This window comes from Caballeronia temeraria (genome assembly GCF_001544795.2).
Lineage (GTDB): Bacteria > Pseudomonadota > Gammaproteobacteria > Burkholderiales > Burkholderiaceae > Caballeronia > Caballeronia temeraria.
In genome coordinates, this window is record NZ_FCOI02000029.1 from 62,627 (window position 1) to 86,998 (window position 24,372).

The 24,372-nt window shown below is 64.1% G+C and carries 24 protein-coding genes; 12 read left to right on the plus strand and 12 right to left on the minus strand.

The window, feature by feature from the left end; all coding sequences use genetic code 11:
- Positions 1-4: 4 nt before the first annotated feature.
- The 3 genes from pbpC (at position 5) to AWB76_RS30130 (ending at position 3,617) form a co-directional block, all read left to right on the plus strand.
- Positions 5-2,212, plus strand: a complete 2,208-nt coding sequence (gene pbpC / locus AWB76_RS30120; protein WP_074171439.1) for a penicillin-binding protein 1C — start codon at positions 5-7, stop codon at positions 2,210-2,212.
- Between the two features lie 214 nt (positions 2,213-2,426).
- A complete protein-coding gene (locus AWB76_RS30125; protein ID WP_061163755.1) occupies positions 2,427-3,011 on the plus strand; it encodes a ComEA family DNA-binding protein in 585 nt (194 codons plus the stop codon).
- A gap of 147 nt (positions 3,012-3,158) precedes the next feature.
- Entirely contained in the window at positions 3,159-3,617 is a 459-nt protein-coding gene (locus AWB76_RS30130; RefSeq protein ID WP_061163756.1) for a YidB family protein, read from the plus strand.
- A gap of 68 nt (positions 3,618-3,685) precedes the next feature.
- Here AWB76_RS30130 and AWB76_RS30135 read toward each other — a convergent pair whose 3' ends face one another.
- The 4 genes from AWB76_RS30135 to AWB76_RS30150 all read right to left on the minus strand — a co-directional run bounded on the left by AWB76_RS30135 (position 3,686) and on the right by AWB76_RS30150 (position 8,830).
- Positions 3,686-5,032 carry a HipA domain-containing protein gene (locus AWB76_RS30135; RefSeq protein ID WP_061163757.1) on the minus strand — a complete coding sequence of 449 codons (1,347 nt, stop codon included), beginning with the start codon at positions 5,030-5,032 and terminating at the stop codon, positions 3,686-3,688.
- Entirely contained in the window at positions 5,022-5,339 is a 318-nt protein-coding gene (locus AWB76_RS30140) for a helix-turn-helix domain-containing protein (protein WP_061163758.1), read from the minus strand. Before AWB76_RS30140 ends, AWB76_RS30135 begins: the two co-directional genes overlap by 11 nt.
- A 211-nt stretch (positions 5,340-5,550) precedes the next feature.
- On the minus strand, positions 5,551-8,148 hold the full coding sequence (gene clpB, locus AWB76_RS30145) for an ATP-dependent chaperone ClpB (protein ID WP_061163759.1): 2,598 nt from the start codon (positions 8,146-8,148) through the stop codon (positions 5,551-5,553).
- Positions 8,149-8,326: 178 nt separating this feature from the next.
- On the minus strand, positions 8,327-8,830 hold the full coding sequence (locus AWB76_RS30150; RefSeq protein ID WP_061163785.1) for an Rrf2 family transcriptional regulator: 504 nt from the start codon (positions 8,828-8,830) through the stop codon (positions 8,327-8,329).
- Between the two features lie 224 nt (positions 8,831-9,054).
- Between AWB76_RS30150 and AWB76_RS30155 the strand changes: the two genes are divergently transcribed.
- Positions 9,055-9,594 carry a group III truncated hemoglobin gene (locus AWB76_RS30155; protein WP_061163760.1) on the plus strand — a complete coding sequence of 180 codons (540 nt, stop codon included), beginning with the start codon at positions 9,055-9,057 and terminating at the stop codon, positions 9,592-9,594.
- 6 nt (positions 9,595-9,600) lie between these two features.
- Here AWB76_RS30155 and moaE read toward each other — a convergent pair whose 3' ends face one another.
- The 3 genes from moaE to AWB76_RS30170 are packed head-to-tail and all read right to left on the minus strand — an operon-like array spanning position 9,601 to position 11,564.
- Entirely contained in the window at positions 9,601-10,074 is a 474-nt protein-coding gene (gene moaE / locus AWB76_RS30160) for a molybdopterin synthase catalytic subunit MoaE (RefSeq protein ID WP_061163761.1), read from the minus strand.
- A gap of 1 nt (position 10,075) precedes the next feature.
- Positions 10,076-10,333 carry a molybdopterin converting factor subunit 1 gene (gene moaD, locus AWB76_RS30165; protein ID WP_061163762.1) on the minus strand — a complete coding sequence of 86 codons (258 nt, stop codon included), beginning with the start codon at positions 10,331-10,333 and terminating at the stop codon, positions 10,076-10,078.
- A 4-nt stretch (positions 10,334-10,337) separates the two neighbouring features.
- Complete coding sequence (locus AWB76_RS30170) at positions 10,338-11,564, minus strand: molybdopterin molybdotransferase MoeA (RefSeq protein ID WP_341845315.1); 1,227 nt, start codon at positions 11,562-11,564, stop codon at positions 10,338-10,340.
- 241 nt (positions 11,565-11,805) lie between these two features.
- On the opposite strand from AWB76_RS30170, the gene AWB76_RS30175 reads away from it, so the two are divergent.
- The 6 genes from AWB76_RS30175 to AWB76_RS30200 all read left to right on the plus strand — a co-directional run bounded on the left by AWB76_RS30175 (position 11,806) and on the right by AWB76_RS30200 (position 16,888).
- Positions 11,806-12,351, plus strand: a complete 546-nt coding sequence (locus AWB76_RS30175; RefSeq protein ID WP_061163764.1) for an NUDIX hydrolase — start codon at positions 11,806-11,808, stop codon at positions 12,349-12,351.
- Between the two features lie 47 nt (positions 12,352-12,398).
- Positions 12,399-13,130: a leucyl/phenylalanyl-tRNA--protein transferase gene (gene aat / locus AWB76_RS30180; RefSeq protein ID WP_061163765.1), complete on the plus strand. Its 732-nt coding sequence runs from the start codon at positions 12,399-12,401 to the stop codon at positions 13,128-13,130.
- A 111-nt stretch (positions 13,131-13,241) separates the two neighbouring features.
- The gene (locus tag AWB76_RS30185; protein WP_061163766.1) at positions 13,242-14,069 is read left to right on the plus strand and encodes an arginyltransferase; all 828 of its coding nucleotides are present in this window, start codon (positions 13,242-13,244) and stop codon (positions 14,067-14,069) included.
- Between the two features lie 96 nt (positions 14,070-14,165).
- Complete coding sequence (locus AWB76_RS30190; RefSeq protein WP_061163767.1) at positions 14,166-15,188, plus strand: quinone-dependent dihydroorotate dehydrogenase; 1,023 nt, start codon at positions 14,166-14,168, stop codon at positions 15,186-15,188.
- 114 nt (positions 15,189-15,302) lie between these two features.
- Positions 15,303-16,103: a cystine ABC transporter substrate-binding protein gene (locus AWB76_RS30195; protein WP_061163768.1), complete on the plus strand. Its 801-nt coding sequence runs from the start codon at positions 15,303-15,305 to the stop codon at positions 16,101-16,103.
- Positions 16,104-16,228: 125 nt separating this feature from the next.
- Positions 16,229-16,888: an amino acid ABC transporter permease gene (locus AWB76_RS30200; protein WP_061163786.1), complete on the plus strand. Its 660-nt coding sequence runs from the start codon at positions 16,229-16,231 to the stop codon at positions 16,886-16,888.
- Positions 16,889-16,921: 33 nt separating this feature from the next.
- Here the strand turns inward: AWB76_RS30200 and AWB76_RS30205 are convergent, their stop codons facing one another.
- The 4 genes from AWB76_RS30205 to AWB76_RS30220 form a co-directional block, all read right to left on the minus strand.
- Complete coding sequence (locus tag AWB76_RS30205) at positions 16,922-17,923, minus strand: Gfo/Idh/MocA family protein (RefSeq protein ID WP_061163769.1); 1,002 nt, start codon at positions 17,921-17,923, stop codon at positions 16,922-16,924.
- 146 nt (positions 17,924-18,069) lie between these two features.
- Positions 18,070-18,822, minus strand: coding sequence for a FadR/GntR family transcriptional regulator (locus AWB76_RS30210; RefSeq protein WP_061163770.1), 753 nt, complete (start codon positions 18,820-18,822; stop codon positions 18,070-18,072).
- 483 nt (positions 18,823-19,305) lie between these two features.
- Positions 19,306-20,457 carry a glycosyltransferase family 4 protein gene (locus tag AWB76_RS30215; protein WP_061163771.1) on the minus strand — a complete coding sequence of 384 codons (1,152 nt, stop codon included), beginning with the start codon at positions 20,455-20,457 and terminating at the stop codon, positions 19,306-19,308.
- 231 nt (positions 20,458-20,688) lie between these two features.
- A complete protein-coding gene (locus tag AWB76_RS30220; protein ID WP_061163772.1) occupies positions 20,689-21,222 on the minus strand; it encodes a GNAT family N-acetyltransferase in 534 nt (177 codons plus the stop codon).
- A 377-nt stretch (positions 21,223-21,599) separates the two neighbouring features.
- Between AWB76_RS30220 and AWB76_RS30225 the strand changes: the two genes are divergently transcribed.
- On the plus strand, positions 21,600-22,628 hold the full coding sequence (locus AWB76_RS30225; RefSeq protein WP_061163773.1) for a DUF1839 family protein: 1,029 nt from the start codon (positions 21,600-21,602) through the stop codon (positions 22,626-22,628).
- Between the two features lie 211 nt (positions 22,629-22,839).
- Here AWB76_RS30225 and AWB76_RS41200 read toward each other — a convergent pair whose 3' ends face one another.
- The gene (locus AWB76_RS41200) at positions 22,840-23,280 is read right to left on the minus strand and encodes a hypothetical protein (protein ID WP_157696239.1); all 441 of its coding nucleotides are present in this window, start codon (positions 23,278-23,280) and stop codon (positions 22,840-22,842) included.
- 316 nt (positions 23,281-23,596) lie between these two features.
- Here AWB76_RS41200 and AWB76_RS30230 point away from each other — a divergent pair, with 316 nt between their 5' ends.
- Positions 23,597-24,343: a Crp/Fnr family transcriptional regulator gene (locus AWB76_RS30230; protein ID WP_014191659.1), complete on the plus strand. Its 747-nt coding sequence runs from the start codon at positions 23,597-23,599 to the stop codon at positions 24,341-24,343.
- Positions 24,344-24,372: the final 29 nt, after the last annotated feature.

The following is a 24,372-nucleotide window of genomic DNA, read 5'->3' on the forward strand; positions in this document are numbered from 1 at the left end:
CGCGATGAAGCGCGCCACCGCTCTCGTCATCGCGTGCCTGCTGTCGGCGGCGGCGCACGCGCAGCCGGGTTTCGACGACGTGCGCGCGAAATGGCGCAGCTCCGACTGGGTGCTGCTCTCACGCGACGGCGAGCCGCTTGCGCGCACGCGCATCGACAAGACCGCGCGGCGCGGCGACTGGATCGCGCTTGCCGACGTGTCGCCCGCGTTGCGCGAGGCGATCGTCGTATCGGAGGACAAGCGCTTCTACGAGCACGCGGGCGTCGACTGGCGCGGCGCGGCGGCGGCGGCGTGGGGCAATCTGTGGAACACGCGCACGCGCGGCGCATCGACGGTGACGATGCAGCTCACCGGTCTCATCGACGATGACGGCAAGCCCGCCGGACGACGCTCGATCGGCGAAAAAGCCGAGCAGACGATCGGCGCGCTGTGGCTCGAACGCACGTGGCGCAAGGATCAGATTCTCGAGGCGTATCTGAATCTCGTGCCGTTTCGCGGCGAGATCGTCGGTTTGTCCGCGCTGTCGCAGACGCTTTTCGGCAAGGCGCCTTCCGGTCTCGACGAACGCGAAGCGGCCCTCGCCGCCGCGCTCGTGCGCGCGCCGAACGCGCCGTATCCGAGAGTCGCCGCGCGCAGCTGCGTGATCCTGCGCGACATGCAGGCGCTGCACGGCGTTGCCCGAAACGTCGATCCGTGCACCAATCTCGACAGCTACGTGCAGCTCACGCTCACTCGCACGGCGTCCGCGCCCGCCTTCGCTCAGGGCGACGACGCGCTCGCGCCGCATCTCGCGCGGCGCATCGCGGGCGAAGTGCATCCGGGCGCAGGCGCGCGCGTGCGCTCGACGCTCGACGCCCGTCTGCAACGCTTCGTTCGCGATACGCTCGCGCGCACGCTCGCCGAGCTGAATGCGCGCGCCCATCCGCGCAACGTGCACGACGCGGCGGCCATCGTGATCGACAACCGCTCGGGCGAGGTGCTCGCGTGGGTCGGCTCGGCGGGCGGTTTATCGAACGCGCCGGAAGTCGATGCCGTGCTCGCGGCGCGTCAGGCCGGCTCGACGCTGAAGCCCTTCCTGTATGCGCAGGCAATCGACGAAAAGCGCGTCACCGCGGCCACATTGCTCGACGATGCGCCGCTCGATCTCGCGACCGGCGGCGGCCTCTACATTCCGCAGAACTACGATCACGATTTCAAGGGCTGGGTGAGTGTACGCACGGCGCTCGGCTCGTCGCTGAACGTGCCGGCGGTGCGCACGCTCGTGATGGTCACGCCGCATCGTTTCGCGAAGACGCTCGTCGCGCTCGGACTGCCTTTGTCGCAAGCGGGCGATTACTACGGCTTTTCGCTCGCGCTCGGCAGCGCGGACGTGACACTGGCGACGCTCGCCAATGCGTATCGCGCGCTCGCGAACGGCGGCGTCGCACGTCCTTTCTTCGATCTCGCGGAACATCGGCCGGCGCCGGCGGGCACGCGCGTCTTCAGCCCCGACGCGAGTTTCATCGTCACCGATATCCTCGCCGACAACAACGCCCGCACCCGCACCTTCGGCTTCGACAGCGTGCTCGCCACGCGCAGTTTCAGCGCCGTGAAAACCGGCACCAGCAAGGACATGCGCGACAACTGGGCGGTCGGTTTCACTTCGCGATACACCGTGGGCGTGTGGGTGGGCAACGCGGACGGCGCACCAATGTGGGACGTTTCGGGCGTGACGGGCGCGGCGCCGGCGTGGAACGCGATCGTCAAGTATCTGAACCGGCGATCGGATAGCCGCGCGCCGCAAGCGCCCGCGGGCGTCGTGACGACGCGCGTCACGTATCAGAACGATATCGAGCCGGCGCGCAGCGAATGGTTCGTGCGCGGCACGCAGATGAGCGCCGTCGGTCTCACGGCGAACGCGGCGCGGAGCGCGAGCGGCGCGAATGCCGATGCGCGGGCCGCACGCATCGGCGCGCCGACCGACGGCACGATCTTCGCGCTCGACCCGGACATTCCGCCCGCGCGTCAACGCGTCTGGTTCGAACGCGCCGATAGCGGCGCGCGCCTCGCGTGGCGGCTCGACGGCAAGCCTTATGGCCGCGGCGCCCGCGCGGCGTGGCTGCCGTGGCCGGGCCGGCACGTGCTCGAACTGGTCGACGCACAAGGCGATGTCGTCGATAAAGTCGGCTTCGAGGTTCGCGGCGCGTTCGCGAAAACGGCTGCATCGAAGTGATGCGCGGCGAAACGCACATCGGCGAAAACCGCAACGTCATCCGTCCGGCGTTTCACAACGTTAAAGATTGTGCGCGAGCGAAGTGCGCGCGGCGGGGTCGTGCACAATGCGAGCGTCATCGTTCGGGACAGTTTTTTGCCCTATCCTTAACGGCATCTTCCCGATTGGCCCGAACTTATCGATTCAATCATTCTCTCAAGCCTGGAGTGCCGTCATGCTGAAAAAGCTGTTGATGCTGTGCCTAGCGTTCATGCTGTCGATGGGAGCGGCCTTCGCCGCGGTCGATGTGAATACCGCCGATCAAGCGGCACTCGAAGCGGTGAAGGGTCTCGGGCCGGTGAAGTCGAAGGCGATCATCGACGAGCGCACGAAGAACGGCCCGTTCAAGGACGCCGACGATCTCGCGACCCGCGTCAAGGGGCTCGGCACCAAGTCGGTGGCGAATCTGGAGCAGAACGGCCTGACGGTCGGCGGTTCGTCGCTGCCGCCTACGGGCAAGACGTCGAAGCCCGCGACCTCGTCGACGCAAGGCGGCAGCGCCGCGCCGAACTCGACGGTCAAGTCCTCGACCGCGGCCACCGCCGCGACTTCGCCCGCGGCCACGGCGGCGCAGACGCCGGCCACGGCGCCTGCTGCGCCCGCATCGGCAACGAAGGCGTCGAAGAAGTCGAAAAAGGACGCTGCGGCGTCGGCGACCGCGAGCGCATCGAGCCCGTCCGCCGCAAGCGACGCGAAGTCCGGCAAATCGAAACGTAGCAAGAAAGATAAGGCCGCCAGCGCCGCGGCCGCCAGTCAGTAATTCTTCGGGGAACCTTGTCGAAGGGAAATTGCCTTCGAATGACCATCCTTGAACGGCCGTTCGCGGCCGATGCCCGCGCCGCCACACCCGGTTCCGAGCCGGTGGCGCGGGCGAACCCACCCCGCAACCTCTCGTAGTGAGACTGCCATGAGCCTAATCGATATCCTCGCCTCCACCCTCGGCAATTCGTCGCAACAACAAGGTCAACCTGCCCAGTCCGGCCAGGCTGCGCTGATCGCGGCGGCGCTCGCCTTCGTCAATAGCCAGCCGGGCGGCATCATGGGCCTGATCGAGCGCTTCCAGCAGCACGGCGCGGGCGATGTGGTCCAGTCGTGGATCGGCACAGGCGAGAACAAGCCCATCAGCCCGGACACGCTCACGAACGTGCTCGGTCAGGACAACGTCGGCGCGCTCGCGCAGAAGGCCGGCGTTTCCGGCGATCAACTCTCGGGCATGCTCGCGGCGGTGCTGCCGCATATCGTCGATCGCGCGACGCCGAATGGCCAGGTGCCGCCCGAAGGCCAGCTCGATCTGATGGGCGCGCTCAGCTCGCTCGGCGGTCTCGCCGGTCTCTTCGGCAAGAGCGAAGAGCCGAAGCAGGGCTGAACGCGCGCTGCGCGCATTTGATTTGCTCGAAAGCCCCGCAGGCGTTGCGCCGTGCGGGGCTTTTGTTTTCACGCAGCCGCGAGCTTGCGCGTCATGTCTGCGATGATCGTGTAGCGGATCACGCGCAGACACATCAGCTCGCCGCCAAGGGTCGCGGCGAGTTCCGGCCGTCTGGCCAGCAGCGCCGCGTTCTCTTCTTCGACGCGCGCGTACACATCGGCCGCCGCGCGCACGATCGAACCCGTGAGCGCATCCAATAGACGCTCCGCTGTTTTTCTTGCGATGCCGAGCACTTCGCCCGCACGCAGCAGCAGCGCACGATCGAAGTCGTCGTAGTAACGCGCGCCGAGAATGTCCCACGCGAACGATGCGCGCTTCGGCCATTCGGTCTTTTGATACGACGGCGTGCCGTAGGCGGCCACGCACAGCAGATCGTAGAAAGGCGCGAGCTGGATGCCGGCGCGCGAGATGAGGAAGCTGAGGTTCTTCAGATGCGCGTCCGAATTGCCGACGACCACGTTGAACACGAGCCACGAGAAAAGCCGCGTGCGCGCCGCCGCCTGATTGCGGCAACGGGCGGCGAGTGTCGCGAGTTGCTCGACGCTGCCCTGCTCGTACTTGAACGTGCGCGCGAGATCGAGCATCTGGCACGCGTCGATGCTATGCAGCCGGCGCCATTGTCCCGCGCGCGATTCCCGATCGAAGCGATCGACGAGATACACCGGCGACGGCACGTAGCGCCGATGCACGCCGGGCACCCCGAGCCGCAGCTTGTCGGCGAGCTTCATCACGAACCATTCGTTGATGACCGAATGCGGATAGTCGTCGGTGTCCTGATGATCCGGCTTCAGGATATGCGTCGACGGCGTGCGGCCCGCGGGCTCGAACAGCGCGTCATCGCGCAGCACCACCGCGAGCTTGTGCTGCGCGCCGGCGAGCGACATGCGCTTGAGCGCATCGTGCGTGAGCGGCACGCGCGGCAACGCGTCGATGCGCGCCTGCAACGCTTCGTCGGGCAAGCGGCGCTCGGCGGGCGGCTGCTCGTCGCGCGCGCCGGGTGGATGCAGCGTCACCGAACCCGCCGATTCCGCGCCGTAATGCGCGAGCAGCGCGAAGGCATCGGCTTCGTTGCGAATGGCTGCGTCGCGTGCAAGCAGCGTGCGCTGGCCTTCCTCCGGAAGCAGATTGTCGAAATACCATTGGACCGGACGACGCGTGCTGCCGTCGCGCAACACGTCCGCTTGCAGCGGCAGCGCGGGACTCAGCGGATAGCCGTCCGCGCTGTCGCGCCACGTCGGCAGATAGGAGAAGGACCAGATATCGTCGTCGGCGTTGAGCACGCCCACTTCGACATCGTTGATGCTCGCGATCAGATTGCACCGGCCTTCGGGCGTCGCGATGGACTCAGGATTCATCCGCGTCCTCCCGCGCGCGACGGCGCTTTTCCGCGCGCTCGACACGCGCGTCACGCTTGATTTCCTCGCCCGCGAAAAGCTCGCCCGCTTCGTCGGGTATATCGACGCTCACGCGCACACCCAAGCCATCGAGGACCTGGAAGAGCTTGCCCCAATGCACGCTCTCGGCGCCCTTTTCGACCTTGCCGAGAAAACTCTCGCTGACGCCGATGCTCCCGGCTGCGTCGTCCTGACGAAGCCGCTGCGCTTTGCGGGCGGCGCGCACCGCGACGCCGATATCACTCGCGTTCCGAATGTCGATTTCCATGATGAGAATCCGTGCGTTCGCAAGGATAGAATCGAATTAGTGTATCCGGATGCGATAATCCATGCAATCGACGAGATTTCTGTGAGTCCGGTGCGCTTTCGCACCGAATCCATGCGATCGAACGGATTTTCAAAAAAGAAAAAGGCAACGGATCGCTCCGTTGCCTTTTCGCAAGCATGGCCGTCCCGTGAGTGAGACGGCCCGATCGCCCTTAATGCACCACGCGATCGAACATGAACTTCCCTTCCCGCACATCGACGGGAATGACGTCCTTCGGCCCGAATCGTCCCGCGAGAATCAGCTTGGCGATCGGGTTTTCGATCTCCTGCTGAATCGCGCGCTTCAGCGGCCGCGCGCCGAACAACGGGTCGTAGCCGACCTTGCCGATCTGCTCGAGCGCCGCATCCGACACGTCGAGCTGCATGTCGAGCTTCGCCAGCCGCTCCTGCAGACGCACCAGTTGAATCTTCGCGATCGACTCGATGTTCGTGCGATCGAGCGCATGGAACACGACAACATCGTCGATACGGTTCAGGAATTCCGGCCGGAAGTGCAGCTTCACTTCTTCCCAGACGGCGTCCTTCACCTTTTCCTGCGGCTCGCCGACCATGCCCTGAATGACTTGCGAACCGAGGTTCGACGTCATCACGATCACCGTGTTCTTGAAGTCGACGGTGCGGCCCTGGCCATCGGTCATGCGGCCATCGTCGAGTACTTGCAACAGCACGTTGAACACGTCCGGATGCGCCTTTTCGATTTCATCGAGCAGGATCACGCTGTACGGCTTGCGGCGCACCGCTTCGGTCAGATAACCGCCTTCCTCGTAGCCGACATATCCCGGCGGCGCGCCGATCAACCGCGCGACGCTGTGCTTCTCCATGAACTCGCTCATGTCGATGCGGATGAGATGATCTTCCGAATCGAACAGGAACGCGGCCAGCGCCTTGCACAGTTCCGTCTTGCCGACGCCCGTGGGCCCGAGGAACAGGAACGAGCCATACGGACGGTTCGGGTCCGAAAGCCCCGCGCGCGAACGGCGAATCGCATCCGCCACCGCACCGATTGCCTCGTCCTGACCGATCACGCGCTCATGCAGCTTCGCTTCGATCTGCAAGAGCTTCTCGCGCTCGCCCTGCATCATCCGCGAAACGGGAATGCCGGTGGAACGCGACACGACTTCCGCGATTTCCTCCGCGCCGACCTGCGTGCGCAAGAGACGCGGACGCGTCGGGTTGTTCTGCTCCTGCGATTCGGCCTGCGTCACCTGCTTGAGACGCGCTTCGAGTTCGGGCAGCTTGCCGTACTGCAACTCGGCAACCTTTTCGAGCTTGCCTTCGCGCTGCAAACGCGTGATATCCGCACGCACCTTCTCGATTTCTTCCTTCAACTGCGCGCTGCCCTGCACCGCCGCTTTCTCGGCAGTCCAGATTTCCTCGAGATCCGAATACTCGCGATTGAGCCGGTCGATTTCCTCTTCGATCAGTTGCAGACGCTTCTGCGATGCCTCGTCCTTCTCCTTCTTCACCGCTTCGCGCTCGATCTTCAACTGAATGAGACGGCGATCCAGCTTGTCCATCTCTTCGGGCTTCGAATCGATTTCCATCTTGATGCGCGACGCGGCTTCGTCGATCAGATCGATGGCCTTGTCCGGCAAAAAGCGGTCCGTGATGTAGCGATGCGACAACTCCGCCGCCGCGACGATCGCCGGATCGGTGATCTCGACGCCGTGATGCAGCTCGTACTTCTCCTGCAAGCCGCGCAGGATCGCGATGGTCGCTTCGACCGACGGTTCATCGACGAGCACTTTCTGGAAGCGCCGCTCGAGCGCCGCGTCCTTTTCGATGTACTTGCGATATTCGTCGAGCGTGGTCGCGCCGATGCAATGCAGCTCGCCGCGCGAGAGCGCCGGCTTCAGCATGTTGCCCGCATCCATTGCGCCTTCGGCCTTGCCCGCGCCGACCATCGTATGAATTTCATCGATGAAGACGATGGTCTGCCCTTCGTCCTTCGCGATGTCGTGCAGCACGGCCTTCAGGCGTTCCTCGAACTCGCCGCGATACTTCGCGCCCGCGAGCAGCGCCGCCATGTCGAGCGACAGCACGCGCTTGCCCTTGAGCGTTTCCGGCACTTCGCCATTGACGATGCGCTGCGCGAGCCCTTCGACGATCGCCGTCTTGCCGACGCCCGGCTCGCCGATCAGCACCGGATTGTTCTTCGTGCGGCGTTGCAGGATCTGGATCGAGCGGCGGATTTCGTCGTCACGGCCGATCACCGGATCGAGCTTGCCCGCACGCGCGCGCTCGGTCAGATCGACGGTGTATTTCTTGAGCGCCTCGCGCTGACTTTCCGCGTCCTGGCTATTGACCTGCGCGCCGCCGCGCACGGCGTTGATCGCCGCTTCGAGCGCACGGCGCGTCAGGCCGTGCTGCTTCGCGATACGGCCCGCTTCGCCACGGTCGTCCGCAACGGCGATCAGGAACATCTCGCTCGCGATGTAGGTGTCGTTGAGCTTCTGCGCTTCCTTGTCGGCGGCGTTGAGCAGGCCCGCAAGCTCGCGGCTCACTTGAACATTGCCGTCCGTGCCCTGAACTTGCGGCAGACGGTTGATTGCTTCGTTCAGCGCCGTCTGCAGCGCCTGAACCTGCACGCCCGCGTGCGCCAGCAACGAGCGCGCGGAACCGTCCTGCTGCGCGATGAGCGCCGCGAGCAGATGCACCGGCTCGATGTACTGGTTGTCGCGCCCGACGGCGAGACTTTGCGCGTCGGAGAGCGCTTCCTGAAATTTGGTGGTGAGTTTGTCGATTCTCATTTTTTGAAAAGCTCCAATTCTGAATACGATCAAAATGAGGCGCTTTCTGTCACTTTCAAGCACGCTTTAGCCCGAAAAGTGCACTTTTTGCTCTTCGACAATGACGGCGGCAACCGTCCAAGTTCAGGATTGACCCGCGGCGTCCGGGTTTCGTTCAATAGAGAACGCGGTGGATTCGTCAGGAGGATGCGCGTATCGGTCCGATCATGCCGACGGGCGCGACGCTGACGATGCCGAGCAGCCGCGCCAGTTCGTTTTGCGGATGCGCAAGCTCGCCGATCGTGTGCCGGTCGAGTTCGGCGAGAAACGCGTCGCGCGCGGCCGCCAGCACGCCGCGCAGACGGCAACTCGGCTGGATGACACAGCGTAGTTGCGGTACGCCGTCCTGCTGATCCGATTGACCCGCAAAACAGCCCACGATCATAAAATCGCTTTCGGTCTTGCGCACGATATCGCCGATCGTGAGTTGCTGCGACCGCGCGGAGAGCCTCAGTCCGCCGTTGCGGCCGCGCACGGTCTCGACCCAGCCGAGTTCGCCCAACTGCTGGACGATCTTCATCAAGTGATTCTTGGAAATGCCGTAGGCATCCGAAATCTCCTGAATCGTCGAGAGAACCGAGGGTCGAACGGAGAGATACAGCAGGACGCGCAGCGAATAATCGGTGTAATCGGTGAGTCGCATGATCTCGCGCGGGAAGAAGTTGAATGCAAAATCGCATCGGCCAGGCGGGCCGGGCGTCGGCGGCCTGCGACCGAAATGCACGAAGACGACCCGAAAACCATGCAATTCGTACACTTCGGGACCGCAACAGACGCTTTCGTGCAACGAAAGCAGCATTTTGCGTCATCTTGTTAATCTTCGTTGAAAATTATCCGACCGAGTTTTTCCGTTCCACCCAATCGACGATGAACACCGAACACCTCACCGACGTCCCGCGCGAGCGCGAACCGAATGAAGCCAATGTCCGCGCGCTGGTCGAAGCCTTTTATCGCCGGGTTGACGATGACCCGCTCCTCGGCCCGATTTTTTCGCGCGCGCTCATCGGCCGTTGGGACGAGCATCTCGCCAAAATGACGACGTTCTGGTCGAGCCTCGTGCTCGGATCGAAGCAATATCGCGGGAACGTGCAGGAAGCGCATCGGCCGATCGACGATATCGAGCCGCGCCATTTCGCGCGCTGGCTGTCGCTGTTTCTGAACATGGTCGAATCGCGTTACGAGCCGGCCGCCGCCGTCCAGTTCATGGAGCCAGCGCTGCGCATCGCGCAAAGCCTGCAGCTGAGCAGGTTCGGTTGGGATTACCAGATTCCCGCGGAGCAGCAGGCATTGCTCGCGGCGCTCAAGCGTCAGCGCACGGGCGACGCGCCCGAGCCGCGCTTTCCCGAGCGCCCGGACGCGGAGCCGTTTCCGGCGAAGTTCATCGGCAAGTCCGCCGACGAAAAATGACGTCGATCAGGACCGCTCGCCCTGCCAGCGCTCGAGCGCCGCATCGTCGGTTTCGCGGGCATCGACCCAGCGTTCGCCCGCTTCGGTCTTTTCCTTCTTCCAGAACGGCGCCTGCGTCTTGAGGTAGTCCATCACGAAGGCGCACGACTCGAACGCTTCCGCGCGATGCATCGCCGTCGTCGCGACGAGCACGATCTGGTCGAGCGGCCTGAGCTTGCCCACGCGATGCACGATCAGCACGTCCGAGCCGCGCCAGCGCTCGCGCGCCTGAGCGGCGATCGCTTCGAGCGATTTTTCGGTCATGCCGGGGTAATGCTCGAGCTCCATCGTCTCGACGGCGCTGCCTTCGTTCAAATCGCGCACCGTGCCGACGAAACACGCGACCGCGCCCACTTTCGGATTGTCGGCGCGCAGTGCGGCCACTTCCGCGCTGATGTCGAAATCGGCTTCCTGCACGCGGATTCTGGAGCGCGTGTTCATCTCAGCCACCCGTGACCGGCGGAAAGAACGCGACTTCGCAGCCCTCGGTGATGCGCTGCTGCGGATTCGTCATCACGTGATTGCAGGCCATGCGCAGCGCGCGGCCTTCGGCGAGCGCTTCTTCCCACACGCCGCCGCGCATGCGCAGCCACGCGCGCACGTCGCCGACGTTGACCACCGTGTCCGGCACGCTGACCGTCTCGTTCGCGACGCCCAATGCCTCGCGCACGCTCGCAAAAAATCTCAAATCGATCTTCATTTCTCTACCGCATCAGTTCTGAAAATGGGATGAAACGCACGATCTCGCCCGCGCTGATCGCGTGATTCGGCGGATTGTCGATGAGACCGTCGCCCCAGACCGTCGATGTCAGCACAGCCGAACTCTGGTTCTCGAAGAGATCGAGCCCGCCCGCCTCGTTCACGCGCGCGCGCAGGAATTCGTTGCGGCGATCGCCCTTTTTCTGGCTGAAATCGGCGCGCATCGAGTAGACGCGCGGCGCGACGTGCTTCACGCCCGCGAGCCGCAGCAGAAACGGCCGCACGAAGAGCAGAAACGTGCAGAAACTCGACACCGGATTACCCGGCAGGCCGATAAAAAACGCCTCCGTTCCTTCTTCGCCGCGCCGCACCGCGCCGAACGCGAGCGGCTTGCCCGGTTTCATCGCGATCTGCCACATCGAAATGCGGCCTTCCGCTTCGACCGCCGGCTTCACGTGATCTTCCTCGCCAACCGACACGCCGCCGCATGTCAGGATGAGATCGTGATCGGCCGCCGCGCGCCGCAGCGTCTCGCGCGTCGCGTCCAGCCGGTCCGGCACGATGCCCAGATCCGTCACTTCGCAGCCGAGCTTCGCGAGGAGCGCGCGCAGCGTGAAGCGGTTCGAGTTGTAGATGGCGCCGGGTTCGAGCGGCTCGCCCGGCATGCGCAATTCGTCGCCGGTGAAAAAGATCGCGACGCGCACGGGCCGCACGACGTCGAGCTGCGCGCAACCGACCGACGCCGCGAGTCCGAGCGCCTGCGGCGTCAGACGCGTGCCCGCGGGCAGGATGACCGAATCGCGCCGGATGTCCGCGCCTTGCCGCGTGATCCATTCGCCCGCCGTGGGCGCCTGCGCGAACGCGACGCGGCCGTCGTCCGAAACTTGCGCCATCTCCTGCATCACGACGGCATCCGCGCCCGGCGGCACCGTTGCGCCGGTGAAAATGCGCGCGGCCGTACCCGCCGCGAGCGCTTCGGCCGCGTGGCCCGCCGGAATGCGCTGCGACACCGGCAGCGTGACCGGAGCGGCTTCGCTTGCTCCGGCGAGATCGGCGGCGCGGACCGCGTAACCGTCCATCGCGCTGGTGTGCATCGGCGGGACATCGAGCGGCGAGGTGACATCGGCGGCGAGCACGCGATCGAGCGCATCGAGCGTATCGACGCGCGCGCGCCCGTCCACCTGACGCGCGGCGTCGAGCAAACGGGCTAACGCATCGGCGGTAGCGAGCATCGGAGGACGGGAAGCGGCTGGCGTGGATGACATGGCGTTCGTTTCGGACGCACGAGGCGTCCTGATCTTGAAAAGGGACACTGCAATTCTGGTCAACTATTGTAGCGAGAAGGCAGGCTTCGCACCGCCGGTCCCGGGCAAGCCGGTCATGCCACGCGGCTGATACCGCAATCCATGTGCGCGCCTCAAAGCGGCAGCGGTGCGGTGATACACTCGCAGCACACTTCCCACGTCCATTTCCATGAAATTCTGCTCCGTCTGCGGCCACGAAGTCGGTCTCGCCATTCCGCCCGGCGACAACCGCGAGCGCTTCGTCTGCAACAACTGTGGCGCCGTTCACTATCAGAATCCGCGTAACGTCGTGGGCACCGTGCCGGTATGGGACGACAAGGTGCTGCTCTGCCGCCGCGCGATCGAGCCCCGCTACGGCTACTGGACGCTGCCCGCCGGCTTCATGGAAATGCAGGAGACGACGAGCGAAGGCGCCGCGCGCGAAACGCTCGAGGAAGCGGGCGCGCGCGTCGAGATCCAGAACCTGTTCACGCTGCTCAACGTGCCGCACGTGCATCAGGTGCATCTGTTCTATCTCGCGCGGCTGCTCGATATCGAAGTCGATCCCGGCGAAGAGAGTCTGGAAGTGAAGCTCTTCGCGGAACACGAGATTCCGTGGGACGAGATCGCCTTCCCGACAGTCGGCCAGACGCTGCGCTTTTTCTTCGCCGACCGCGCCGCCGGCAACTTCACGCTGCACACGGGCGACATCTTCCGCACGCTGCGCGACGGCTGATTCCATCGCTGTCCGACGAACCCACTGAACGCCGCCCTCCCGAGAACATGGTTCCCTGGCTCGCCGACGACGATCCCTTCCCGCCCGTCGAGCGCGCGCTCGGCGCGTCGAGCGGCGCGCCGGGCCTGCTCGCCGCGAGCGCGGATCTGCTGCCGTCGCGGCTCATCGACGCCTATGGGCGCGGCATCTTCCCGTGGTATTCGGACGGCCAGCCGGTGCTGTGGTGGAGTCCCGATCCGCGCATGGTGCTGTTCCCGGCGGAGTTCAAGGTGTCGGATTCGCTGCGCAAGACCTTGAAGCGCGTCGCGCGCGATCCGGCCTGGGAAGTCCGCGTCGACGACGACTTCGCGGCCGTGATGCGCGCCTGCGCCGACACGCCGCGCGACGGCCAGCGCGGCACGTGGATCACGTCCGATATCGTCGATGCCTACACAACGTTGCATCGCGCGGGCAACGCGCACAGCGTCGAAACGTGGTTCGACGGCGTGCGTGTGGGCGGGCTGTACGGCGTGTCGTTCGGGCGGATGTTCTTCGGCGAATCGATGTTCGCGCACAAGACCGATGCGTCCAAAATCGCGCTCGCGGCGCTCGTCGGACACTTGCGCCGCAATCAAATTGAGATGATAGACTGCCAGCAGAACACGTCGCATCTGGCGTCGCTGGGCGGCCGCGAGATCGCGCGCCGCGCGTTCGTCGCGCATCTGCGGCGGGCGACGGCGGACCCGGCGATCGGCTGGCGCTTCGACAAATCCGTCCTTCTCGACGTGCTGGCACGCTGAACGCTACAGACGTGACGCCGAGCGACACATGACATGCAGCCGCCGCGCGCCTGAAGAGCACTTCGCGCGCCGGCCGGCAACGACGAGACGACGCCTGCGAGAGCCGCCAACGTGACACATCCGAACGAGCTGCCGCTGTCACCGCTTTCCGCGCTGCAATTCTATGCAACAGCGCCCTACCCTTGCAGTTATCTGGAAGGGCGTGTCGCACGCTCGCAAGTCGCCACGCCGAGCCATCTGATCAACTCCGACGTCTACACCGAACTCGTCAAGGCCGGTTTCCGGCGCTCGGGCGTTTTCACGTATCGGCCGTATTGCGACGGCTGCCGCGCCTGCGTGCCGGTGCGCGTGCCGGTCGCGCGTTTCGTACCGAATCGTGCGCAGCGGCGCGTCTGGAAGCAGCACGGCAATCTGGTGGCGAGCGTCGCGCCGCTGCACTACGACGAGGAGCATTACGCGCTCTACATGCGCTATCAGTCGGCGCGGCACGCGGGCGGCGGCATGGACCGCGACAGCCGCGACCAGTACGAGCAATTCCTGTTGCAGAGCCGGATCAATTCGCGGCTCGTCGAATTCCGCGAGCCTGCGCATCCGGGCCACCCGGACGAGCCAGGCGAATTGCGCATGATCAGCATGATCGACATTCTCGGCGACGGGCTTTCGTCCGTGTACACGTTCTTCGAGCCCGATATGCCGAAGACGAGCTACGGCACGTTCAACATCCTCTGGCAGATCGAACAGGCGAAGAGCCTCGACTTGCCGCACGTCTATCTCGGCTACTGGATTCGCGAAAGCGAAAAGATGGCCTACAAGGCGAATTTCCGGCCGCTGGAAGGTTTGATCGATGGCCACTGGACGCTGCTCGATCCCGCGAACACGCAATCCGCCGGCACGTTGCCGATGCCCGGCCGCATCCACGGTCCGGGGCAGCCGAAGTAGCCGCGTCCGCCACGCCGGCGCAGCCGGACCGGCACGCCCGCCGAAACCGCTAAAATAGCGGTCTTAAAAAAATTCGCCGTCGCCGGCCATCATTTCGTGTTCAGCTCCCTTTACCCGATCGCGCGTTCGCATCTGTTCAAGATGGACGCGGAAGACGCTCATCACCTGACGCTGCGCATGCTGGGCGCGGCAGGCCGCACCGGACTCGCCGGCATGCTCGCCCAGCGCGGTCCCGATTCGCCCCGCAATGTCATGGGCATCACGTTCCGCAATCCGGTCGGCCTCGCGGCGGGTCTGGATAAGGACGGCGCGTGCATCGACGGGCTCGCGGCGCTCGGCTTCGGCTTCATCGAGGTGGGCACCGTGACGCCGCGCGCGCAGCCGGGCAACCCGCGTCCGCGCATCTTCCGGCTGCCCGAGGCGAACGCGCTCATCAACCGGATGGGCTTCAACAATGGCGGCGTCGATCAGTTCGTCGCGAACGTGAAGGCGGCGCATTATCGCGGCGTGCTGGGGCTGAACATCGGCAAGAACGCCGATACGCCGATCGAGCGCGCCGCCGAAGACTATCTGTACTGTCTCGAGCGCGTCTATCCGTTCGCGAGCTACGTGACGATCAACATTTCGTCGCCAAACACGAAGAATCTGCGCCAGCTTCAGGGCGCGGGCGAACTCGATTCGCTGCTCGGCGCGCTCAAGGACAAGCAGGCGCGTCTGTCCGATCTCCACGGCAAGCTCGTGCCGCTCGCGCTGAAGATCGCGCCCGATCTCGACGACGAGCAGATCAGGTCGATCGCGGGCACACTGCTGGCTCACAAGATCGACGGCGTGATCGCCACGAACACGACACTCTCGCGCACCGCCGTGACCGGCATGAAGCACGGCGACGAAGCCGGCGGATTGTCGGGGCGTCCGGTGTTCGATGCATCGAACGAGGTGATTCGCAAGCTGCGCGCGGAAGTCGGAACCGATGTGCCGATCATCGGCGTGGGCGGGATTTTCTCGGGCGAAGACGCGCGCGCGAAGCTGGCGGCGGGCGCGTCGCTGGTGCAGCTCTACACGGGGCTGATCTATCGCGGTCCGGCGCTCGTGAAAGAATGTGTCGAAGCGCTCGCGTGAACCGGCCACGGCCGCATATAGACATAAGCAAACGATATTACGCGACGATTGCATTTTCACTATGATCGCCGCATCTAAAAAAGACGCTGTGCCCATCAAGAGGAAAACAACACGATGAAACTGTCCACGCTCAAGAAGCTCGTCGCCGTCAGCCTGATCGGCGCGGCATTCACCGCCGTCACGACCGCCGCCCACGCCGAAGACCTGCTCGACCAGGTCAAGCAGCGCGGCACGCTGCGCGTCGGTCTCGAAGGCACCTTCCCTCCGTTCAACTCGAAAGCGCCGAACGGTGAGCTGGTCGGCTTCGACGTCGATATCGCCAAGGCCGTCGCCGCCAAGCTCGGCGTGAAGCCCGAGTTCGTCACGACCGAGTGGAGCGGCATCATCGCGGGTCTGCAGGCCGGCAAGTTCGACGTGATCGTGAACCAGGTCGGCATCACCGATGCGCGCAAGCAGACACTCGATTTCTCGCCGGCTTACACGTACTCGAACGCGCAGCTGATCCAGCGCAACGACGACAAGCGCGAGTTCAAGACGCTCGAGGAACTGAAGGGCAAGAAGCTCGGCGTCGGTCTCGGCACGAACTACATGGACATGGCGAAGTCGGTGCCGGGCATCGACGTGAAGACGTATCCGGGCGCGCCCGAGTATCTGCGTGACCTCGCCGCCGGCCGTCTGGACGCCGCGCTCAACGACCGTCTGATGCTCGCGTATCTGCTGAAGAACTCGCAACTGCCGCTGCGCACGGGCGCGAACGTCGGCGCGGGCAATCCGTCGGGCATTCCGTTCAAGAAGGGCAATCCGAAGTTCGCGAAGGCGATCGACGACGCGATGACCCAGCTCGAATCCGACGGCACCTTCGCGAAGATTTCGGACAAGTGGTTCGGCATCGACGTGACGAAGCCGGCGAAGTAAGTCGCGATCTGACGCGTCACCCGGGGCGGCATCGTCTGGCGATGCCGCCCTTCGTTTTTGTCACCGGTTTATGATGTGCCGATTTGTTTCAATTCGAGCACATCCCCGATTTCCGTTTCCCGTACATGTCAACGACATCCCTGCTCGTTCAATCGGCGCCCGTGCTGGCGCAAGGCGCGCTGCTGACGATCAAGTTCGCGCTCTACTCGATGTTCTTCGGCCTCATCGCGGCCGTCGCGCTGGCGTTGATGGGCATCAGCCAGAATCGCGCGCTCGTCGCGATCGGGCGCTGCTATGTCAGCGTGATGCGCGGGACGCCGCTGCTCGTGCAGATTTTCGTCATCTACTACGGCCTGCCGAGTCTCGGCATCTCGCTCGAACCGACGCCCGCCGGCGTGATCGCGCTATCGGCGAATGTCGCGGCCTATTTGTCCGAGAGCATGCGCGGCGCGATTCTCGGCATCCACGCCGGACAGTGGCTCGCGGCCTATAGTCTCGGGCTGTCGCGCGCGCAGACGCTGCGCTACGTGATCGGGCCGCAGGCGCTGCGCATCGCGGTGCCGAGCCTGTCGAACAGTCTTATCAGCTTGATCAAGGACACGTCGCTCGTGTCGGTCATCACTGTGACCGAGTTGCTGCGCAGCGCGCAGGAAGTGATCGCGGCGACCTATCAGCCGCTGCCGCTCTATCTCGCGGCAGCGTTCGTCTACTGGATTTTGTGCAGCGTGCTCGAATTCGTGCAGCGGATTTTCGAGCGGCGGCTCGCGCTGCCGGGCAGGCACTAAACAAAAAAGCCGCTGAAAAGCGGCTTTTTTTCATCAATCGGTTTCGAAGGGAAACGTCAGATTCAGATCGCGCCGCGCGGCGTCGATGATCGCGATCATGCGCATCGACATCGCGTGCGGCATCACCGGGCTTTCGGTTTCTCCCGCGCGCAGCAGCTCGCAGAAATGCGCGGTTTCGTAATTGAGGCCGCCGCCGGTGAAAGGCTCGTCGAGTTCGATCCTGCGTCCGTCCGTATACACGATGCTCGCGCGCGACGGATTCCACCAGTTCTCGTGGATCGTCACGGTGCCGAGCGTGCCGCCGATGAGCGCATCGCCGCGGCCTTGCAGATCGAGTCCGCAGAACAATTGCGCGATGCCGCGCTCGTGTCGCACGTTCAGGCTCGCGAAGACGTCGACGCCGGTCGCGCCGAGCCGTCCGATGGTCTGCACGTCGAGCGGCTCGCCGAGCCAGTCGACCGCGAGAAACGCCTCGTAGATGCCGATGTCGAGCAGCGCGCCGCCGCCCGCTTCGAGCGAGAACGACGGATGATCGAGCGGCACGTTCGCCATCGAGCAGCCCGCGCGCACGAGCCCGATCTCGCCGATCGGATCGTTCTGCAAATGCTCGCGCAGGCGGCGATACAGCGGATAGAACGGCGGCTTCATCGCTTCCATGAAGAGCACGTTCGCCGAGCGCGCCGCGTCGATCATGCGTTGCAGTTCGCGCGCGTTCACAGCGGCGGGCTTTTCGCACAGCACGGGCTTGCCCGCCGCGAATGCGCGCAACGCGTACGCCGGATGGCTGTCCTGCAAGGTGGCGATGTAGAGCGCGTCGATGTTGGCGAGCAATGCGTCGAAATCGGCGAATGCGCGCGCATCGAACGCTTCGGCGAGCGCGCGCGCCGGTTCCTCGCGGCGCGACCACACGCCCGCGAGCCGCGCGCCTTCGACGTGCGTGAGACTGTCGGCGAAGCGCCGCGCGATGCGTCCCGCCCCGACGATGCCCCAGCGAATCGATGCTGTGTCCTTGTTCGCGATGTTCGTATCGGTCAAACCTTCCTCCGTGCACCCTGTTCGTCGTGCGACGCATTGTGCCTGATTGCATCGCATGACGAATGCGCGCGGCGGACGCAGACGGCAAAAAGCCGGGACAGGTCCCGGCTCGATGCATTCAACGCTCCGAGTTGTTTAAGAGATCGCTACACGCCCGCGGGTGCGTTCATGTTCGGCGACGCCGGCTGGCTGTTCACGCGCTCCAGCGAGAACGCGCGGCCGACTTCCTCCGCAGCCAGATCGACGAGCGCGCGCGTCGCGGATTCGGCGGCCGCCGGGTCCTTCGCCTCGATCGCCTCGACGACGCTCTTCTGCGCCGCGAGCGTCGCCTCGCGCACGGATTCGATGCCGTCGACGATCGGATTGACCGTCACCAGCGCGCCGCGCACGATCGCCGTCATCTGACGAAAGAACTGGTTGCCGCTCGCTGCGACGATGCGCGTATGCAGCACTTCATCGGCCGCCTGATATTCCGGCTCGCCGACCTGCAGACGCGACAGCGTGTCGAACGCGTCGCGAATCCCGGCGATCTCGTCGGGCGTCGCGCGCGCCGCGGCCAGCGCTGCGGCGCGCGGCTCGATCAGCATGCGGAATTCGATTACATCGCGCAAAAATGTCTGATCCGGCTTTGCGCGAAAACGCCAGCTCACCACGTCCTCGTCGATGAGGCGCCAGTCGCTCATCGGACGAATCCGCGTGCCTGTTTTCGGCCGCACGTCCAGCATGTGCCGCGCGAGCAGCATCGACAGCGCCTCGCGCATGACGGTGCGGCTCACGTCGAACTCCTTCGAGAGGATGTCCTGCGGTGGCAGTATCGCGCCATATTTTTGCTCGACGATCCCTGAGACGAGTCCGTCCATCACCTTCGCCACCAGCGATCGCTCTTTGTTGTCATCCATCTCGCTTCTCCCCTTCTCGCCTGTTCCGTAGCCGTGTATATGAGCGCATCGCTTTCGCTTTCCCCGGGCTGCGAAAGGCACGACGGGTTCCCGACAGGTCCATTCGTCGTGCTTGATACGTTGCGTCTTCGTTGCCTCGAATGCCAGTGAGGAATTTCCTGACAGGGTATTCCCTCTGACCTCGACGTCACTGTTTCGTTTTTCTCTTTCTTACCGCTTCACGTGCATGTCTTGCGCTCGCGCCGCGCGCGCGCAGGCGTTCATCAGGGAAACTGAAGAATGCCTGCGTCGCAGCGCGGCGTGTGCTTTTTTCCCGGTCCTCTTGTCCTCGGACCGATCATGCACTCATTTGAGCAAGCATCTCGTATGCTTTCTGTGCGAACGCGAACGGAAGGCGGCTCGGATTTGCCTTTTGTATGATCCGAAGGTTGGGACGAAAGTGCCGTGGCGCGGCGCAAGCGGGGCGATTTGTCAGCCCTATGCTTAAATCGCGCCATCTGTCGTTCGGGGCGTGCGTGTATCGAGTGTGACCTGCCGGCGTTTCAGCCCTTCCCGTTCCGTAAGCGCTTGCTGATACACCGCCAGATATTCGTTGCACACTCTTTCGACGGAAAGCGGCTGGAGATTCTGACGTGCGCGCTCCGCGAGCCGACCGCGCGCCTGCCGGTCGAGCAGCAGCCAGCGCAGCTTCGCCGCCGCCTGCTCGATGTCGCCAATGGGCACGAGCACGCCCGCCGCGCCTTCGTCGAGCATTTCGGGGATGCCGCCCGCGCGCGTGGCGACGATCGCGCAGCCCGCCTCGCGCGCCTCCGCGATCACGAGCGGCCCCGGGTCCTGACGCGAGAGCAGCGCGAACACATCCGCGCCCGCGTAGTACGGCCGCGCATCGGCGACGAAGCCGGCGAAGTGCGTGACCTCCGCGATGCCGAGCTCGGCCGCGAGCGCTTCCATCGCGCCGCGATCGGGGCCCTCGCCGACGAGGTACAGATGCGGCTCGGGCATGAACTCGCGCTCGCTCGCGGACTGCTCGGACACGAGCGCGAACGCATGCAGGAGATCCGCGATGCCCTTCCTGCGATACATCCCCGCCACGCACACGATATTCGGATGCTTCAGCCGCACCGGCTTCGCGGGCGGCCGGGTGATGATCCGCGGCGCGCCCACGGCGCCGTTGAGCACGACCGACATGCGCGCCGGTCCGACGCCGCACGCCTCCAGATCGAGCGCGAGCGCGCGGCTCACGGCCACCATGCGGTCGCCCGCGCGCACGAGCGACGCGCTCTTCTGCAGATCGTGATGCACGGTGGTCACGAGCGCGAAGCGCCGCCGCATGCTGCCGAAACGCGAGATGAGCGCGCCGGTCATCATGTGCGCGTGCACGATGTCGGGATCGAAACGATCGATGAGACGATTGAAGCCCGCGATCATCGACGGCACGCGCCACGGCTGGCGCGACTGCTGCAGCGGAATATGCGTGATGCCGTGACGGCGCAGGAGCGGCTCGAACCCGCCGCCCGACGATGCGACCACGACCTCCTGCCCCATGCGCGCCTGCATGCAGGCGAGGTCGACCATCAGGTTGACGGCGCCGTTGCCGATCGTCTGCGCGTGATTGGCGAGATGGACTATTCGCATGAGATAGGCTGTTTTAGCGCTCGCCGGCACATGCCGGCGGCGTCGATCTTATTGTTTCGAGGGCGCGTAACGGGGCGGACTGCGCCGCGCCGATCGCGTTGTTATTGCGTTGTTATCGCTTTGTTATTGCCTCGATGCCCCGACGGTCCACGCCTGTGATGCTGATTCTGCGTTGGCTTCTTTCGCCGCGCGCGCCCGTTGCGGCGCACGCAGCGCGTCTTCCGGTGGCGCTTATAGCAACTCGTAAGTCGTGGCGTTTTCGCTCGCCGCAAACTGAGCCTTGCTCGCGCCGGATGCTTCGCGCGGCTGCCGGCTCTTTCTCGTCAGACCGATGTACGGCATGCCATGCTCGAGAAACGGCCCTTCGGTCTTGCGAAAGCCGAACGCCTCGTAGAAACCTCGCAGGCTGACGGGCGCGGTCAGGCGTACGCCGCGGCCGGGCCAGCGCTCGGCGCTCACCGCGAGCACGCGCTCGATCAATGCGTGCGCGGTGCCGTCGCCGCGACGCAGCGGGCTCGTCAAAATCTTGTCCACCACCACTTCCGGATCTTCCGCGTCGCCCGCGTGAATGCGCGCATAGGCGAGCACGGGCATCGAACGGCTCATGTCTTCGGCCGCGAAAACATGCAGGCCGGTTTCATCGCGGCCGTCCGGGTCGAGATGGACATGCGACTGTTCGACGACGAACACCGCACTGCGCGCGCGCAATATCAAATAAAGCTCTCGCGCAGTGAGTTGTTCGAAATCCAGCGTTTTCCAGTTCATCGATTATCTCCATGCTTTACCGGTCATTACCGGCGTTGCGACGATTAAACGTTACGTGCCGACCCGCCTGAATTCAGTGCGCCATCGCACCGACCCAAGCCTCGCGCGCCTTTCAAATAAGCCCGACCACACGCAAAAAGGCGTTCCGGGGAAAAAGACGCCTTTCCGACGATAAAAGCGACCACGCCGCGGCCCTGGTTGCGGGCCGCCGCGCGCGCGTCGCATGGCGTCGATAGCGCTCGCGTAATACGGCACCTTCATGGGAAAATCACAATGCATACCGCCATCGAACGCGACAGAGACGCACAAGTAAAAATACACTCGCGCGAGCGCGCACGCGGTATCGAACGCAGGCCTTTCCGGCCCGAGGTCACGGCATGAGCGCGTTCCATACGAGCGGTGTGACGGATTCCGGCGCGAGTCGTTCCCGCGTCGTGTCTCTCGATCCTCTGCGCATGCGCGCGCGGCGCCATCACGCGCATGCGCTGCATCGCGGCGAGCGCATCTGGCGCGAAGCGGTGGCGCCCGTCGACCTGTGGATCGAAATCCTGCATGGCAACGGGCTCGAGCCGCGCGCCGCGCTCGCGTTCGCCGTCGCTCAGGACTTCGAAGCCGATCAGTTCACGCTCGGCAAGCTGCCGCCGGAAGACATCGAAAAACTTTACGGCCTGCAGGTGCAGGAGCTTTCCGTTTTCGATTCGCTCGAAGAACGCGCGCTCGTGCAGACGCGCCGCGCGAATATCGTGCTCGTCGAAGTCGATGCGTTCTTTCTGCCCGACATGCGCACCGCTTCGTATCACCGCGAGCACGCGAAGACGACCATCGGCATTGATGTGATCGATCAGGATGCGCAGCGTCTCGGCTACTTTCATCACACGGGTTATCACCTTCTCGACGCAGAGGATTACGAAGGCATATTGCGCTCGAATGCGGCGGCCGAGCCGGCGCTTTTTCCGCACGTCGAATTCGTCAAGCGCGTTCGCGAGCCGTTATCCGGCACGCCGCTCGCGGAAGTCTCGGCCGACCTTTTGTGCGCGCATCTGCTGCGGCGCCCGATGCACAATCCCATCACGCGATGGCGCGCGGCGTTTCCCGAGCATGTCGACACGATGATCGCGCGCGGCGAACCGTACGCGCGCCATTACGCGTTCAACGTGATGAGACAGCTCGGCGCGAACTTCGAACTGCTCGCGCATTATCTGCAATGGATGCGCGAACAAGGCTTCGATATTCCGGTTCAGACGTATGCGGGCGCGCGCAAGATCGCAAGCGAAACGATGGTCATGCAGTGCCGGCTCGCGCGCGCGCTTTCACATGGACGGCGCGAGCTTTGCGAGACATCGTTCGATGTGATCGAGGATGCGTACGAACGCGTCATTCCGCCCCTCGCGGATATCGTGCGCTGACGTCTCTCTAAAAAACACATTCGAACCCTTGTTTCAAGGGTTTTTTCAATCGCTTACGTCCGCGTCGTACAAACGCTTTCATGACCGCGTGATGTATTCGCGACGATTCTCACGAGCTCTTTTTCGCGCGGCTTAAACGGTTCCGCATGAGATTGTCCTCGATGAAACATTTCGGGGCATCCGGCATCGAACCGAAATGGACTGCGCATCATCACGAATCCGATGAAACGCGGGCAAACGTTTTACGGTCCAATGCCATTCGCGCGTTCGCCGAAACACTTCCTGCAAGCCCTGTGTGGGCTATTTCACGCTCCGCGAGGCGTCCGGAAAGCACTTGCGGACGAGGGGTAGCCCACGGACTTTTCACGTCGTGCAAGGCACGCAACGTTTCCGCATGATGCAACGCCTTGCGGCAGACTTTTCCTGTCGCCCGCAAACCCGCGCCAGTAAAGGCTGCGCGGGGAATCAAGCCGGGCGTGAATAAATGCGCGTTCGATAACCCACGGATGCGATGGAACACAGATGAATCATTTTTCATTGTCCCTACGAAAGGAGGTGCCTTGTAGAAGGGATGTCGACCTGTGAGGCTTGTCGCACGGTGGTCGGAAAAGCGCGAACCGCCATTTGGGGGGTTTGCACTGATGAAACTCATCGGTGCTCGCACGTATTCCTAAGACCACCGATGTTCAAGACTGAAACAAAAATGGTGCGCTGCGCTGCATCACAAAAAGTGCATGAGTTATGAGGCCCCGCCAGCATTGCGATTGCCCGCATTGGCACAGTCCTCGCTAATAGAGACCCGCAACCCCGACCAGCGCGATCAATAACTCGAACTCACGCGCGAACGGGCGGCTACGGGGCTGATGTGATGCTTCTTCGAACAGTCGCAAGCGGCAATCTTCGAAAACGGTCACATCAGTAAATAAAAATTGAAGCGCAACGCGCGAAGTCACGAGAGAGAACAAATCATGCTGACCCTCCAGTCCGATCTGCACGGCAACCATCTGCTTGGCGCGCTTCCCGCACACGAATGGCAGGCGCTCACCCCGCATCTCGAACTCGTGCAGCTGCGCACCGAGCAACTCCTCTGCGACTCGGGCCAACGCATTCACCACGTCTACTTCCCGACGACCGCCATCATCTCGCTGCTGCACACGATGGAGGACGGCGGTTCGGTCGAGATTGCGGCCGTGGGCCGCGAAGGCATGACGGGCGTGCCTGTTCTGACCGGCGGCGAAACCATGCCGACGCGCGTGCAGGTGCAGTGCCCCGGCTTCGCGTATCGCATGAGCGCGCAGGCGCTGCGCGAGCAGTTCGGCCGTTCGGACTTCCTGCGCCGTCTGATGCTGCTCTATATGCAGGCGCTGCTCACGCAGGTCGCGCAGACGGCGGCGTGCAACCGGCATCACTCGCTGAACAAGCAACTTTGCCGCTGGCTGCTGATCGAAATCGATCGGACCGCGTCAAACGAACTGCAAGTCACGCAGCAACTGATCGCCGACATGCTCGGCGTGCGCCGGGAAGGCGTCACTGAAGCGGCGGGCAAGCTCCACGACGCCGGTCTCATTCATCACAGCCGCGGCTGCATCAAGGTCGTGGATCGCGAGGGCCTGGAAGCACGCGCATGCGAGTGCTACGGGCTCGTCAAGCGGGAGTTCGACCGACTACTTCCGCGACTTCGTGCAACCGAGGCTGCATCCGCCTCAAGTGTCTAACGGCTCGGATTAATGCAAGAAAAAAACCA